13 protein-coding genes and 3 pseudogenes are annotated in these 14901 nt (G+C 38.4%); 9 read left to right on the forward strand and 7 right to left on the reverse strand.

Features of this window, described 5'->3' with window-relative positions; all coding sequences use genetic code 11:
* Positions 1 to 89: 89 nt before the first annotated feature.
* The 5 genes and pseudogenes from uraD (at position 90) to H4J66_RS06870 (ending at position 3979) form a co-directional block, all read left to right on the forward strand.
* Positions 90 to 620, forward strand: coding sequence for a 2-oxo-4-hydroxy-4-carboxy-5-ureidoimidazoline decarboxylase (uraD, locus tag H4J66_RS06850; protein WP_182172291.1), 531 nt, complete (start codon positions 90 to 92; stop codon positions 618 to 620).
* Positions 621 to 624: 4 nt separating this feature from the next.
* A complete protein-coding gene (uraH, locus tag H4J66_RS06855) occupies positions 625 to 993 on the forward strand; it encodes a hydroxyisourate hydrolase (RefSeq protein WP_182172294.1) in 369 nt (122 codons plus the stop codon).
* Position 994: 1 nt separating this feature from the next.
* Positions 995 to 1528 carry an ureidoglycolate lyase gene (locus H4J66_RS06860; RefSeq protein WP_182172297.1) on the forward strand — a complete coding sequence of 178 codons (534 nt, stop codon included), beginning with the start codon at positions 995 to 997 and terminating at the stop codon, positions 1526 to 1528.
* Between the two features lie 4 nt (positions 1529 to 1532).
* Complete coding sequence (gene guaD / locus H4J66_RS06865; protein WP_182172300.1) at positions 1533 to 2858, forward strand: guanine deaminase; 1326 nt, start codon at positions 1533 to 1535, stop codon at positions 2856 to 2858.
* A gap of 379 nt (positions 2859 to 3237) precedes the next feature.
* Positions 3238 to 3979 (forward strand): annotated as a pseudogene (locus H4J66_RS06870) (EAL domain-containing protein).
* Here H4J66_RS06870 and H4J66_RS20750 read toward each other — a convergent pair.
* A pseudogene (locus H4J66_RS20750) lies at positions 3891 to 4193 on the reverse strand (hypothetical protein); the annotation flags it as partial. The pseudogenes H4J66_RS06870 and H4J66_RS20750 sit on opposite strands and share 89 nt — an antisense overlap.
* Complete coding sequence (locus H4J66_RS20220; RefSeq protein ID WP_182172306.1) at positions 4163 to 4303, reverse strand: MerR family DNA-binding transcriptional regulator; 141 nt, start codon at positions 4301 to 4303, stop codon at positions 4163 to 4165. The gene H4J66_RS20220 and the pseudogene H4J66_RS20750, both read right to left, overlap by 31 nt.
* A gap of 104 nt (positions 4304 to 4407) precedes the next feature.
* Between H4J66_RS20220 and H4J66_RS06885 the strand changes: the two genes are divergently transcribed.
* A complete protein-coding gene (locus tag H4J66_RS06885; RefSeq protein ID WP_182172309.1) occupies positions 4408 to 5640 on the forward strand; it encodes an NADH:flavin oxidoreductase/NADH oxidase family protein in 1233 nt (410 codons plus the stop codon).
* A 189-nt stretch (positions 5641 to 5829) separates the two neighbouring features.
* On the opposite strand, the gene H4J66_RS06890 is transcribed toward H4J66_RS06885, so the two are convergent.
* Positions 5830 to 6441 (reverse strand): alpha-ketoglutarate-dependent dioxygenase AlkB, encoded by a 612-nt coding sequence (locus H4J66_RS06890; protein ID WP_182172312.1) that lies wholly within the window; start codon positions 6439 to 6441, stop codon positions 5830 to 5832.
* A 300-nt stretch (positions 6442 to 6741) separates the two neighbouring features.
* Here H4J66_RS06890 and H4J66_RS06895 point away from each other — a divergent pair, with 300 nt between their 5' ends.
* The 3 genes from H4J66_RS06895 (at position 6742) to H4J66_RS06905 (ending at position 8615) form a co-directional block, all read left to right on the forward strand.
* On the forward strand, positions 6742 to 6975 hold the full coding sequence (locus tag H4J66_RS06895) for a diguanylate cyclase domain-containing protein (protein ID WP_310650633.1): 234 nt from the start codon (positions 6742 to 6744) through the stop codon (positions 6973 to 6975).
* Positions 6976 to 7232: 257 nt separating this feature from the next.
* The gene (locus H4J66_RS06900) at positions 7233 to 7706 is read left to right on the forward strand and encodes a Dps family protein (RefSeq protein WP_182172318.1); all 474 of its coding nucleotides are present in this window, start codon (positions 7233 to 7235) and stop codon (positions 7704 to 7706) included.
* Between the two features lie 234 nt (positions 7707 to 7940).
* Positions 7941 to 8615, forward strand: a complete 675-nt coding sequence (locus tag H4J66_RS06905) for a hypothetical protein (protein ID WP_182172321.1) — start codon at positions 7941 to 7943, stop codon at positions 8613 to 8615.
* Positions 8616 to 8791: 176 nt separating this feature from the next.
* Here H4J66_RS06905 and H4J66_RS06910 read toward each other — a convergent pair whose 3' ends face one another.
* The 4 genes and pseudogenes from H4J66_RS06910 to H4J66_RS20230 all read right to left on the reverse strand — a co-directional run.
* Entirely contained in the window at positions 8792 to 9574 is a 783-nt protein-coding gene (locus H4J66_RS06910) for a S1/P1 nuclease (protein ID WP_083278102.1), read from the reverse strand.
* A 189-nt stretch (positions 9575 to 9763) separates the two neighbouring features.
* A complete protein-coding gene (locus H4J66_RS06915; RefSeq protein ID WP_182172324.1) occupies positions 9764 to 12154 on the reverse strand; it encodes an endonuclease in 2391 nt (796 codons plus the stop codon).
* Positions 12155 to 12239: 85 nt separating this feature from the next.
* Positions 12240 to 13511 carry an alkaline phosphatase gene (locus H4J66_RS20225; RefSeq protein ID WP_259369075.1) on the reverse strand — a complete coding sequence of 424 codons (1272 nt, stop codon included), beginning with the start codon at positions 13509 to 13511 and terminating at the stop codon, positions 12240 to 12242.
* Positions 13488 to 14735 (reverse strand): annotated as a pseudogene (locus H4J66_RS20230) (endonuclease/exonuclease/phosphatase family protein); the annotation flags it as partial. The gene H4J66_RS20225 and the pseudogene H4J66_RS20230, both read right to left, overlap by 24 nt.
* Positions 14736 to 14901 lie beyond the last annotated feature (166 nt).

The raw sequence follows: 14901 nt of genomic DNA on the forward strand, positions 1-14901 counted from the left end.
CGCATAATAATGAGATCAAATTATATATTTACCCTAATAATGTCCTTAAGACAAGGTGCATTATTGGTTACCTTGAATAAGGAAAAGTTATGTCGATTATCGTGTTAAATGCTTTGCAACCTCAGACGGCCCACTTGGCCTTTATGCAGTGCTGTACAGCCAATACTTGGGTGAGCCGCATGGTGGCTGCTATGCCATATAACAATTTAGCGGCGTTATCTGCCCATGCTGATATCAGCTGGAAAAACCTAACAGAAGCCGATTATTTGCAGGCTTTTGAAGGGCATCCTAAAATTGGCGATGTGTCTAGCCTAAGAGAAAAATACCGCTCGACAGAGAAAATTGCCGCCGGAGAACAATCGGGTGTTAATACAGCGACAGAACAAGCATTAAGTGAGTTAAAGCAATTAAATGATGACTATCAAGAAAAATTTGGTTTCATTTTTATTGTTTGTGCCACAGGTAAAACAGCCACGCAGATGTTAGATATATTGGTAAAACGTTACGCGAATAATCGCGCGGAAGAAATCATTAATGCAGCAGAAGAGCAACGAAAAATATTACAGTTACGAATCGTAAAAATGATTGCCACTGCTGCTTCAAACGTAAAAGAGACCTAAGTTTATGAGTCAAATAACTTCACATATATTAGACACCAGTCGCGGTAAACCTGCCGCTGGTATCACTATTTCCCTCTTTGAACTTAAGGGTTCAAATGATGGTGACAGTAATATCCAAGCACAGTGGTCACTTTTGGCACAAGGCCAAACAAACAGTGATGGGCGAGTACCGGCCTTACTTGAGAAAGAGCGAATATTACCTGCGGGGAGTTATCGCGTTCATTTTGCGGTCAGTGATTATTTTAACGCGCTGAATGAGCAAGCATTTTATCCTTATGTTGATATTGTGTTTGATATCAGTGGAGATGGTGAACACTACCATATTCCATTATTACTGACCGCTTTTGGTTACTCAACTTATCGTGGCAGCTAAGATGATTTTACATGCTAAACCACTAAGCCAAAAAGCCTTTCAAGCTTTTGGTGATGTGATTGAAGTCAATGAACAAGTAGAAAAAATAACAATAAATTATGGGCTTACACAAAGATATCATGCATTAGCGACGCTAGATGTTAGTGAGGAAGCAGGGCAAGGTATTATCAGTGTTTTTCGCTCGTCGCCTAAAGAATGCTGTCAGATCAACGCCGGTATAGGTCAAATAACCATTGACTGTATGGAACGTCATCCTTTATCAAGCCAGGCTTTTTATCCTTTGTCTGCTAACGCTTATTTGGTAGTTGTTGGACCTGCGGGCGAATTTGATGTGACTAAATTAGCCGTATTTCTTGCTACAGGCAACCAAGGTGTTAATTACCACAAAGGTACTTGGCATCATTATAGTTTAGCTTTAAGTGAAACCGCTGATTTCTTAGTTGTTGACCGAAAAGGTGTCGGCAAAAACTGCGATGAAATCGCTTTAGAAAATAAAATTACCATACATTTTAATTTAGATAACCGGAGCGATTAAGTCGATGTCAGTAAAAGCATTTCGCGGTGAGATTTTACATTTTGTCGAAGACCCAGCTTCGACGCCTTGCCAAGATAAAGAGCAAGCAGAGCAAAGCAGCTACCAGTATTTTGAAGATGGTATTTTGCTGATAGAAAATGGCAAGATTAAACAGTTGGGTACAGCTAAAGCTATGTTGGCTGATTTAGAACATTCCCTAGAGATCCAACATATTGAAAATGGCCTGATTGTCCCTGGCTTTATTGATACTCATATCCATTATCCTCAAACTGAGATGATAGGGAGTTATGGTGAACAATTATTACAATGGTTAGAAGATTATACTTTTCCGACCGAAAAAAAGTTTGCTGATAAAGCCTACGCCACTAAAATCAGTGAGTTTTTCCTCAATCAATTGCTTGCTAACGGCACAACAACCGCATTAGTTTTTGGCACTGTCCATGCTGAGTCGGTTAATGTCTTTTTTGAAGTGGCTTTAGCTAAAAATCTCCGCATGATTGCTGGCAAAGTGATGATGGATAGGAATGCTCCTGACTATTTACTCGATACCGCGCAAAGTAGTTATCAGCAGTCTAAGCAACTTATCAAGGATTGGCATGGCAAAGGGCGTTTGCAATATGCTATTACCCCAAGGTTTGCGCCGACCAGTAGTGATGAGCAGTTAAGCTTGGCGGGGAAACTATTAAAAGAGCACCCAGGTGTTTATATGCAAACCCATTTGTCTGAAAATTTAAAGGAAATTGAATGGGTTAAATCGCTTAATCCTGATTGCGAAAACTATTTAGATGTTTATAAAAAGCATCAATTACTTGGGAGTCGTAGTGTTTTTGCTCATGGCATACATTTATGTGATGCTGAATATAGTGACTTATCTCAATCTAATTCAGCCTTGTCATTTTGTCCAAGTTCAAATCTATTTTTAGGGAGTGGTCTGTTTAAACTTGATGTTGCCCAGCAACACAATATTAAAGTCGGTCTAGGTACAGATATAGGCGCAGGAACCAGTTTCTCACTATTAGAAACCTTAAAAGATGCCTATAAAACGCAGCAGTTAAGAGGCAAAAAATTAGATTCATTACAATCTTTCTATTTGGCAACTTTAGGTGGCGCAAGGGCGCTAGACTTAGAAGGTACAGTAGGTAATTTTCAAGTGGGTTGTGAGGCTGACTTTATAGTCTTAGATTATCATGCAACACCATTAATGAAATTACGGCTAGAGCAGTGTCAATCATTGGCAGAGAAACTTTTTTCTTTCACTATATTAGGGGATGACCGTGCGGTTAAAGCCACTTATATACAAGGTGAATTAGCTGAGGTTAATTGCGATTAGTGCTTTTAATAAGATAAGTAATAGCTAGAAAAAATATAGAATCTTATATTACCAAATAGCTAAAGTTAATTTTACGGTTTTTACTTTTAGTGATTGGTGTTACTGAGGTTGGCGCGTTATTGGTGTCAACCATACTAATTACCGGTACGACAAAACAATATTTCATTCTTCATTAAACAATATCTAAATAGAGAATCAATATCATTACTCAACAAACAGCCTATCTGTTGTTCAGGTGATCATATTTAAGGTCATTAATATAAATAATAGAGTGTTAATTACTGATATACAGCTACAATATCGGATGAAAGTTGATTTTTTTACATATAATTATAAATTATTAGCTAGAAATTAGGTGTTATCTAATGAGAGTAATAAAATGAAAGAACAACCTATAATCTATGACAGATTTTCATGTGCTAATTGCGCAGATAAAGGTAGCCTTGATTTTGATTTTACCATGGCTTTTCAGCCAATCATTAACTGTACTAGCCAGAAAATTTATGGCTATGAGGCATTAGTACGTGGATTAAATAACGAATCCGCTTATTCAATAATATCGCAGGTAAACGACGATAACCGTTATTTATTTGATCAGCTTTGCCGAGTTAAAGCGATAGCTCTTGCCTCTAAGTTAAAACTTCAATCTATGCTCAGTATTAATTTCCTCCCCAACGCTATATAAACCTGAGCGTTGCATTCGCACAACATTAGAGGCAGCCAAAAAGTATGGCTTTCCGACTGAAAAAATAATGTTTGAATTTACCGAAGTTGAACAAATTGATGACACCGCTTTTATTAAGAATATTGTTGAGTCTTATAAGAAAATAGGCTTTAAAACTGCAATAGATGACTTTGGCGCAGGGTATGCTGGTTTGGGTTTATTAGCTGATTTTCAAACTAACATCGTAAAAATTGATATGGGATTAATCCGTAACATTAATGAAGATAAGGTGCGTCAGTCAATAGTAAAAAATTGTTTAAATATTTTTAATGACCTAAACATTACTCCGCTCGCTGAGGGAATAGAGACTAAAGAAGAATACCGCTGTTTACGTGATTTTGGTATTGAATTAATGCAAGGTTACCTTGTTGCCAGCTCTCTTGTAAGCGTTGTTTAAATAATACTATTTCGTCTCGTTGTGCTAATAATTTCTTAATTAAACTCTCTGCCTCAAGCAAGCGTATATCAAGTTGCTCGACTATTTTGTTGTGATCAAGTCCTTCGGTTACGCCACTATCTGCTAAAACATTTAAGATATCTGCCAATCTGAAACCTAGCCGCTTTGCACATTCAATCGTTGCTAAACGCTGCACACTATCTTGCGAATAATGTCGATACCCTTTATATTTCTTTGTATTTTAGGGAGTAATCCTTCGGCTTCATAAAACCGTATAGTAGAGGCTGGTACACCACTTATTTTTGCTAACAAACTAATTTTCATCGGGTAGTCACTTTATATGTATGTAAACTGTTGACATTAAAGTCAACTTTAAGCTTATACTTGTCCAAAATCCAGCTCGTTAAACTTATTAACAGGAGTTCTACTTGAGTCACTCTGTATTTACACCGATAACTCTTCCTAATGGCGCAATTCTGCCAAATCGTTTAGCAAAAGCCGCCATGGAAGAAAATATGGCTGTCACGGGCCATTTACCTGGCGATGACATTTTTCAACTATATAAAACATGGGCAGCGGGAGGCACGGGTCTGCTTATTACGGGTAATGTCATGGTAGATCACCGTGCAATGACCGGCCCAGGAGGTATTGCTTTAGAGGAAGATACCCCCTTAGAGCCCTTTGAAAAGTGGGCTGAAATAGCAAGTAAAAATGGCACGAAAATATGGATGCAAATAAACCATCCTGGCCGACAAGTCTATGCTGCTATGGGAGGGCAGGTGTTTTCTCCCTCAGATATTGCATTGGATATGGGGAAGCATAGTCAGTTATTTAGTAAACCAAGTCCGATGACCGAGCTTGAAATTCAAGCATTAATTCAGCGATTTGTTGTCACAGCATTACGTGCTGTTGAAGCTGGGTTTCATGGTATTGAGATCCACGCAGCTCATGGCTACCTGTTATCACAATTTTTGTCGCCGCTGACCAATAAGAGAAATGATAATTGGGGTGGCAGCCTTGAAAACCGTGCTCGCCTCCTTTATGAAATTGTTAAGGCGGTCAAGCAAGTTATACCTGAAAATATAGCGGTAGCAGTTAAGTTAAACTCCGCAGATTTCCAACGTGGAGGTTTTGATGCACAAGATGCCTTAGTCGTGGTAAGAGAACTTGGCCATTTAAAAGTAGATTTAGTTGAATTGTCAGGTGGTAGCTATGAAAGTCCAGCAATGCAAGGTAATACAGCTGATGGACAGCCCCTAAATAGAGAAGCTTATTTTCTTGAGTTTGCGAAAGAAATTGCCAAACACGCTCCTATGCCAATTATGACAACAGGAGGGATTGTCCGTTTAGCGACTGCACAAAAAGTAGTAAATGAAGGCGTAGATATGGTCGGCATTGGCAGAGCGCTGGCCTTTAGTCCAAATCTTCCTCAACGCTGGAAAACATCACCAGACGCAGTAGCCATTTTACCTCAAGTGAAATGGCAAGATAAAACTTTAGCCGCACTTGCAACGATGGCTATTACCAAACGTCAGTTACAACGTATTGGCAAAGGTAAAGCCCCAAAATTAAACTCATCACCATTATTTTCACTGATTTTTGACCAACTACGACTTAAAAAACTGACTAAAATCTATCGAAAAACTTATGAAAATGAATAGGGCATATTGATATTATTTCAATCTTATATAAGGCATTGTCAACAGATAGTGTCGAGTAAGCCCGTTGATTAGCGGCTGACTAGGACCTAAAGACGTTGACAATAAAGCATAGTTTGACGGTTAATGGCGGTATATTCATCACCTTGCTTATACAAAGTGACGAAAATTACTCTTGTTAACGATAATACGTTATGTGTTGACAATCGTTCTAAACGTAAGGTTAATCCTTGCGTCTTTAATGAGTTTAGTTGGCGGTAAACGATGGAGCCAATGCTGTTGTGTTGGTCCTTTCATGACTAACAAACTGCCTGCTTTAAGGGGTAAGGTAATGACTTCTTTTGATATCTTGTGCTTAAAAGCAAATTTTCTTTCAGCACCAAAACTTAACGATGCAATCGCACCTTGGTCCTTTAAATCTTTTTCACCGTCGCTGTGCCAAGCCATGCCTTCTTCTCCACTGTGATAAAGGTTAAGTAAGCATGAATTATAAGTTTCACCACTATGGCGCTCGACAAGTGCTTTTAATGAAAGCAAATCATCGGTAAAAGGCAACGCTGTTTTAGTAATATTTGAGTAGGTATAGCTAAAACATTCAGTAGCATGCCAAGCCACTTTTCTTTTTGTTTCAATAGTTTTACCAAAAATAACCGCTTGGTCACAACGCCAATCAATACCGTTAAGTAAGCGATTAAAGTAATAGTCGCTATCGTCTAAAGAGATAATCTCACCAAAATAATCGACATCACCATCATATGGTAAAAGATTAATCGGCTGTTCAAATAAAGATGAAAATAGATCCATGTCGATAACACTTAAATGAGAAGATGAAGTAGCTATAGTACAACAGTAGTTAATGAAAATGGGCTAAACGTGTTTAAGTTAACACCCCCAAGAAATTGTCTGAACTTTCTTAAAATAATAACACAATAGATAATAAAACTCATCGATACTTAAGTCGTCACTTTAAAATCCAGCAATATTTACCACAATAATATAACATTTTGTCGAGGGTCTCTAATTGAAGATGACATTGGATTTAGATATTGTCTGAGCGGTCATATAAAAATGCATGGCCAGTTGAGGAGGCTATTGCTCATATGAATTAAGTTTCGGGGGGAGTCGTTTATCATTGTCTTGACTAATATATTTTCTGAAAATCATGTGACTAAACTTCCAGAACGATTAGCTAAAGGGGTTGATGAGTATAGTCTGGCGAAAAACACACCTGCTTCAATTTCTTATGATCTCGCTGTATGGAAAATATATGGCGAATCACTAAAAGACTTAATTGATCACGCTGACCGCATGATGTATCGGCAAAAACAGTTAAAATAAAGAGGAAAGATTATTGTTGTTATGAACGCTTTAAACGGTACTCTATATTTTTACTATTATTATGCTGGTTTATAGGCAAGGGTGATTTGTGTTATGATACGAATTGCTTTAGAAATCAAAGTAGAGTAAGAATCTAAATTGCTCAAAAGAACGTAAGCAGTTGACTGGCGTTTGAAGTTTTCAATTTTAGTCAACAATTTATCGCTCGTTCGATAAGGCGTTATACATTTATCAAATTCTAAAAATTAGGAAATTACATGACTGATATAGATATTGGCATAAATAAAGAAAATAGAACGGAAATATCAGACGGTTTAAAACGACTTTTAGCCGACTCTTATACGCTATATTTGCAAACACATAACTTTCATTGGAATGTAACTGGTTTACAATTTCGTGAATTACACTTGATGTTTGAAGAGCATTATACCGAATTAGCAATTGCTGTTGATGACATCGCTGAACGCATTAGAACCCTAGATGTACCTGCACCAGGAACCTATAAAGAGTTTTCAAAATTAAGCTCTATTAAAGAGATTGACGGTGTACCAAGTTCTGCGCAGATGGTTGAGTTACTTACCAAAGGGCATGAACAAGTTATTAAAACATCGCGTGAAGTTTTAAAAATTGCACAAGCTGCTGATGATGAGTCAACCGCTTCGTTAGTGTCTGATCGTATGCGTATACACGAGAAAACAGCGTGGATGTTAAGAGCGACTAAAGAATCATAATAAGTTAATTAAACGGAAAATAACGGGTGGTTGCCGCAACCCCCTTATTTTCCATTTTTAGCGCCTACCTTACAAAATACTCTGGCTAGCCCTTAAAAATACTCTATAGATAACACTTCTAATTGGCCCAGTAGCTTATTTGATGGTTTGCACTTATAAGCTTTTCAAATTAATCTATTACCCTAACTTATATTATTAGAGAGATTTGTTATTAGTGAACTCAGCTCCTTAGACTTGATACAGTCTAAACAATGGTTGTCAGCTTGGCAAAGAAACGCACTTAGCGATATTATCAAGGTTAGTTTTGCTGATATAGATGCAGAAGATTATCTACTAAAATATTTTGATAGCCCTGAGCCCAATCAGAGGAAGTTGAGACTTTACGTCAATAATGAGCAAATCATAGGCTACTGCTTACTCACCTTCACAGACAGTGCAAATTATACGGTAATTAAGGCTTCTGCTGCATTTCTTCCACAATATCGAAAGGGGAGTAATACTTTTTTATTTTCAATTAAAGAGAGCTTTAAAAGCTGGTTACAAAGACCCTGGCGCAAACACTATTATGCCGATACTATGCTCAGCCCTGCTATGTATCGAGCAATTGCCAAGAATACCGCCATTGTTTGGCCACATTTTGGGCAATCTGCACCCAAGGAATTGTTTACGCGTTTTAATCCAAACGGAAAAAACAGTAATGAAAATCAGTTGCGTTGTTTAGTTTCAGTCAATCGAAGCAGTAATTATAGCCAGCATGAATTGGAAATGTTGCGCTGTAGCGACAAAGCAGAAATTCAATATTATTGTCAGCTCAACCCTGACTTTGATCAAGGGATAGCGCTCTTTGTTATTATTCCAATAAATTTACAGCAGTTTGCGCAGACGGCAATGAAATATCTAATAAAGTAAAGTTGTTTGCGTTAGCAAAATAGTAGCGATTGAATCCATTAGAAATTTTGAGGTAAAACCATTAATAAATAATGGCTTAATTAGCCTAGGTAATGATTTTACTTGTTTAGTTGCGGCGTTTTACTAAACTGAAAGAGCCCAGATATTTACTAGGCTCTTATGTGAATAACGATTATTTATTCTTTAAAAATATCGTTTAGCATTCCAGCAAGACGGAAGCCTGCTTTGGCTATTTGTTCATTTAATATCGGGGTGTTTTTATACGCATACTGGTAACTTAATTCTTTATCTTCAGGGAAGTCATAGACTGTTTCTCTGTTAGATTTAGATTCTTTCGCCCAATCAAGATAAACGGTATCTTGCCATAAGTTAATGGTGTCTGGCGTTTGATTATTTAAAAAGTTAGCATATTCGGTATAAGAAAGCTTTTGATGCTCAATAATTGACGAATCCCACACAGCATGAAGTTTTGTTGGTTTTCCAAACCATTTAACGGTTATTTTATTACCGCCAAGGTCATCTCTGCGTCCAACATGAAGCGGTTGGTGAATATCGCCAACAAAGTGAATATAGAAAGCTAGTGCTTGCCATTTCTCTTCTTTGGTGATTTTTTTATCGCGAAGTTTTTTTTCAAAATCAGCTAAAGCTTTTAATATGTCGCCATCTTCATTTCTTTTTAGCCCATCAAATACTTCGTCATCATCAATAGAAATATAGTGCCAAGGCTTAGCATAATCCCATTTTTTATCTGAACGTATGTTATCAGACCAATTAGCCATTTGAGCTAATGGTGCGCCATCGGTTAGCTGCATTAGCGCCTTTTTGGCCGAAGGCTCTAAGTTATCCTCGGCTATTTTGGCAACCATACGATGCCCATTAGGGCCAAGTGCGAATGCTGATTTAATCGGCAGGTGTGCGAGTGTAATGACCATAACAGCCATCAAACTTTTATTTATCATCTACATAATCCTTGTTTTAGTGTTTTCTTATCTGCAGTAAACTATTTTATATCTAAGTATGATTAAGCTTAATAGAGCAGTAAAGAACTTTATTACTTGGGGAGGTTTTGCTGGTAGTTGCAGAGATGCGAGTTGCATTAATTTATCATTAATGCAACTCGTTCTGCTAACAAGAAGCTGAGTTGTAACCTACTTATTAAATCTTCTTAACGATAGTAGGGCAAGTCCTGCAAGTAAAAAGTAAACAGTACCACCACTGGTGTCTTCCTTTGCTATTACTTCAGCGGCAACATTAATAGTAACAGTGGCTGAGCTTGTTTTACCTTGATCATCCATAACAGTCACGTTAAATATGAGGCTTTCATCTTTACCAACTTTTGGTGCAACAAAAGTAATGGTAGCTGTGTCATAAACAGTAAGGTCAGCAACTTTACCGCTAGTTTGTGTCCAAACATAGCTAGCAATACTGCCATCACTATCTGCAGCTGTTGCCGTTAGTGTTACGTTAGCAGCAGAAGCAACTGATTGTTCGTCACCTGCTGAAACGGTTGGTGCTGCATTAGCATCACCACCATCACTAGCAGCACCACAAGCTGAAGCATAAAGACCATCAACCCACTCTGGGTGATCGATAAAAGGATTACGGTTGCCTTGAAACTCATAAATAGTGTGGTTACGGTTTATTTCAAAGGTATCTATGGGGTCTTGTGAATGCCAGTCAAACAAGGTACACAATTTACCTAGTTTGCCAGTACCATCACTCAATTTGCTCGTTGCTGTTCCAACAGTATCAACTAAGATTAAATCAGGCATAGTACTTTCTGTACCTGCATCGTAACGTACATCCATATAAAACATCATACGGGCAACATCACCTTTAACGTCATCTCTTGGTTCCCAAGTATCTGCTGTGCTTCTGTTTTCAGGCGCTTCAGTATTAGCGGTACCACCAATATCAAAATCACGATTACCACGGTCACTATTCATCGATATATCAGTAGGGCGCAAATGATGAATATCGGTATAACCTAATTGGTTAGTCTCTGGAAAACCATGTGATTTAGCCCATGTATGCTCTCGATTCCAAAAATTTTGATTACTTGAAGCAGAACCACTACCGTTATCTGCTTTGGCAATTGAACGTCCTGAATAGAGTAAAATTATGTTGTCAGCATTTGTAGCATCTTCATCGGTACTGGTTAGCGCGGTCCATACTTCAGAGTAGGTTAGTTGTTTATGATTAACACTGATGTCCGCTGTAATTGCTGCACGTAAACCGGCGGCTTCTGCAGCGTTTGCTTGGCTATAATAAGTGGCTTCGACATAAGTCGTTCGGTCAGCTATTTTTGCTAAGTCAGGGCAGTTTGTACAAATTCCTGTAGCCGGTGTTGATCCATCACCAGTAGGCGTACCAGCAGTAGGTAAAGCTTGTGAACCATCACAAGTTACTTCGCCACTACAGCCTAAACCATCAGCAGTATCTTTAGCAAAAGTAGCCCATTGTGTTGCTGGGTCAAAAGCATCATCAGCTGTGGTATCACCTTCGGTAACCGAGTTTAGGCGACGTAAGGTATGATCTTTTGTTGAAAAATCACCCGTACCCCAATTGCTACCTGGGTCAACACCAAATTGGCCAAAGCTATCAACAATACCGGCATTGTTAATAAGTAAAATAGCATCATCACCATTAAAGTAAGTTACGCTTGTGTCTTCAATACCTTGAGGAGCATCAAATGTAAATAGTTCAGTTGCCCCCTGATTATAAACAACAATACTAGAGCCAGGTACAAGTAAACCTTGCAATAATAGCTCATTTGGTGAATCTGTCTTGCCATTTGCATAAAGCTCTAGTTTATAACCATCTACCGCTAGATCTACATCTGCAGTACCTAAGTTAGATATTTCAATGGCTTTATTACTGCCACCGCCTTCAACATACTCAGTGATAAGAACAATGCCTTGGCCAGTTGATGCCCCGCCTTCAGTCGGTAAGGGTTGATTGCCATCACAGGCCGCTATACCAGTACATCCTAAACCGTCAGAGGTGTCTTTTGGAAAGGTCGCCCATTGGGTCGCGGGGTCAAAAGCATCGTCAGAAGTGGTATCACCTTCAGTGACTGATGTTAAGCGGCGTAAAGTATGATCTTTAGTAGAAAAATCACCTTCACCCCAGTTGCTGCCTGGGTCTGTTCCTAATTGTCCAAAACTGTCAACAACGCCATTAGCGTTTGAAAGTAATAGGGCATCATCACCATTAAAGTAAGTGGCACTTGAATCTTCAAGGCCTTGAGGAGCATCAAATTTAAATTCGGCAGTGGCATCCTTGTTATAAACAACAATGCTCGAGCCTGGCACTAATAAGCCTTGCAATGATATACCGTTAGTTGTTTCTGTTTTACCATTAGAATAAAGGTCGAGTTTATAACCTTCCGCGGCTAAGTCGACATTTACGCTGCCAAGATTAGAAATTTCAATAGCTTTATTACTACCTCCACCTTCAACATATTCAGTGATCACAACATTAGCATGACTAGAAAGCACGCTAAGGCCGAGTACCGCTGTTAACATTTGTATTTTCATAATTTTCCTTTAGGTTGTTTGCTCAATGGTATTGAGTCTCTTCGTTAGTATTATTCAGTCATTAATGACCATTAGTGAATCTTAGTTAATTGCCTTCAAGCACCAAAAATAGCTGCTTAGCTATGTCGGTATTCGTTTGATGACGGTTAAAGGCTTTAGCGCCATTACCAGTGGCAAAAACTTGTACGTCAATACCGGTATGGCCACCAGAAGTCCAACCGGTATTAGTTCTTGAATCAATTAATAATTTAATTTGCTCATAGATAGATTTTTCATCGCTGCGCCCAATAAACAAATTAGCTTCTTGGTCGGTAATAATAAAGCCGAGAGCGTCTGTTAATTGCTGGGCAGAAATAGCTGTGTTTTGATGCGCTAATTTTGTTGCAATACTTTTAGGTGATGCGGTTAAGTTTTTCAAAAATTCAGGTTGCCAGCGATAATCGCCGTTAGCACCCAGGGTTAAGCCACCTGTACTATGATCTGCCGTGGCAACTAATAAGGTGTCATCACGATTTTCCACATAGTTCTTCAACCAAGTAAGTGTTTCGGCTAAATCTTGCATTTCAGCCATAGCAGCAGCAATATCATTACTATGACCCGCCCAGTCTATTTGACTTGCTTCAACAAGTAGTACGTAACCTTCATTATTTTCTAAATGTCGTACGCCAGCTTTAGCCATTGCCAGTAAATGGTTTTCATTTTTATTGTCAAGTGTCCACGGCAGTCCGACTTCAGCAAATAAACCCAATACCGGTTGTTGTTTATTAAGCGAAGTAAGTTTTGATAAATCATCAATATATTGAAAGTCTGCTTGCTTGAATTCGCTGACTAAGTTTCTGTCAGGGCGAATAAAATATTTGCTACCGCCGCCGAGCATTAAATTAGCCTTAAAGTGACCGTTAATTTTGTCGTCAAAGTAACTGTCGGCGATTTCATTATAATTTTTACGACTTTCATTGTGAGAAAAATAGGCGGCAGGAGTTGCGTGGTTAATTTGGGAGGTAACCACTAAGCCGGTTTTCTTGCCTAATTGTTTTGCTCGCTCCATTAGCGTTAATAACGGTTTTTTATTTACATCAACACCAATCGCCCCATTATAGGTCTTATAACCGGTAGATAATGCAGTAGCGGCTGCGGCAGAGTCGGTAACGTAACCTTGGCTATTAACCGGATAAGTACTGACCATGCCTGTTAGCAGTTTATCAAAAATAGTTGTCTCTACCTGTGGCGTATTTATATTATCCATATAATAACGATAACCCGTGGTGTAGGCGGGTCCCATTCCGTCGCCAATAACCATGATAATATTTTTAGCTAGCTTATCTTTGGCTGTTAAAATTAAATCCGCCCAAACCAAACGATGATCAGATGAAGCGGAGCGCGTTTCAATTAAGCGATAAAGTGGGCTGTCTTTCTTTGGCCAAAAAACACCATTATTTTTTAGGTTAATACCAAGGCGAGAAGGTAACACATAGTCTGCTTGCATACCCCAGCCAGCGGTATGATTAGCAGCAAAAGGGCTGTTACTATTTTTTATTGCAGCGACGCTAGCAGGCGTCATATCATTATTAATAAAAGGACTAGCCAAGAGGTTACTAATGCCTTCTTTGCGGGCAGCACCTTCATCTTTAGAGGCGTTTTGATCACCCAAAATAACAAAGCGGCTATCTAATGTTAACCCACCTTTACCCCCTTGGTCATCGTAAATATAATTGCCTTTGTTGGGGGTAATATAGTCTTGCCAAAAGCGTATTTCGTCATGGTTTCTAGCACCATTACGGTCTTCTTCACCGTCGAACACCGGTGGTGTAGGGTGGCTTGCTAGTATATGAACAAGTTTACCTTGGACATTAATCGGAATATCCCAGTGCGATTTAGACGATAAACGCAGCATTTGCCATTCTTGTTCATTATACCAATGCTCTTTCGTACTTGGATTGATTGGCACTATGGCATTGGGCATATCTTTCCAAAGGAAATGTTGGAAAGTTCTAATATTATCCTCATCAATTGGATATTTAGATAGCACTAACATACCAAAATGACCAGGGAAGTGGCCATAACCTTGAGCGTCGCCAAGATTATTAGTTTTTTTACCGTTATTGTCCAAATCAAAAGGCGTGCTTACACCAGTATTTACCGGAGCAAAATAATAATAGGGGTAATCAATGGCAGCTATTCCCTGTTGTGATTTACCTAAATATTGCTTTAAAAATATTTCAACGCCTTGTTTTGGGTCGGCAATATAGTCAAATTCATTAAGGAGAATAATATCTGGGCGGTTACGTTGAATAATTTCAGCAATATTCTTAATTTGTTGACGATCGTCTTTAAGAGCAGCGATAAGTTCAACACCTGACCCTATTTTATTATTAGGTAGGTAATTAGTTGCGTCCATGCTGACATTAAATGTTGCTACTCTAATGTCAGGTTGTTGGTCTATTGCAGGTTGAATAACGGATGCTTGTGTGACAAAAACAGCTAATAAAAGCGGTAACGCTAGTTGAATAAAATTAATTTTAAGTGGTTTATGGGTCTTTTTATGTTTAATTTTAGTCAGTAATTGTATTTTGAATTTCATATATTTATCACAATTTCATGTACTTATATTAGTAGGTGAATAAGTCATCAATCAAACATAACTTGTCACTTGTGTCAGGTTGTGTTTAGAATGTAAAATAAATTAACCATATGGTCAAGTTTTCTTTGTCCATGAGTATAAACAGATAAAATGTTAAGGAATAGTA

Origin of the sequence: Colwellia sp. MB3u-55, from assembly GCF_014076785.1 — a bacterium.
Classification (GTDB): domain Bacteria; phylum Pseudomonadota; class Gammaproteobacteria; order Enterobacterales; family Alteromonadaceae; genus Colwellia_A.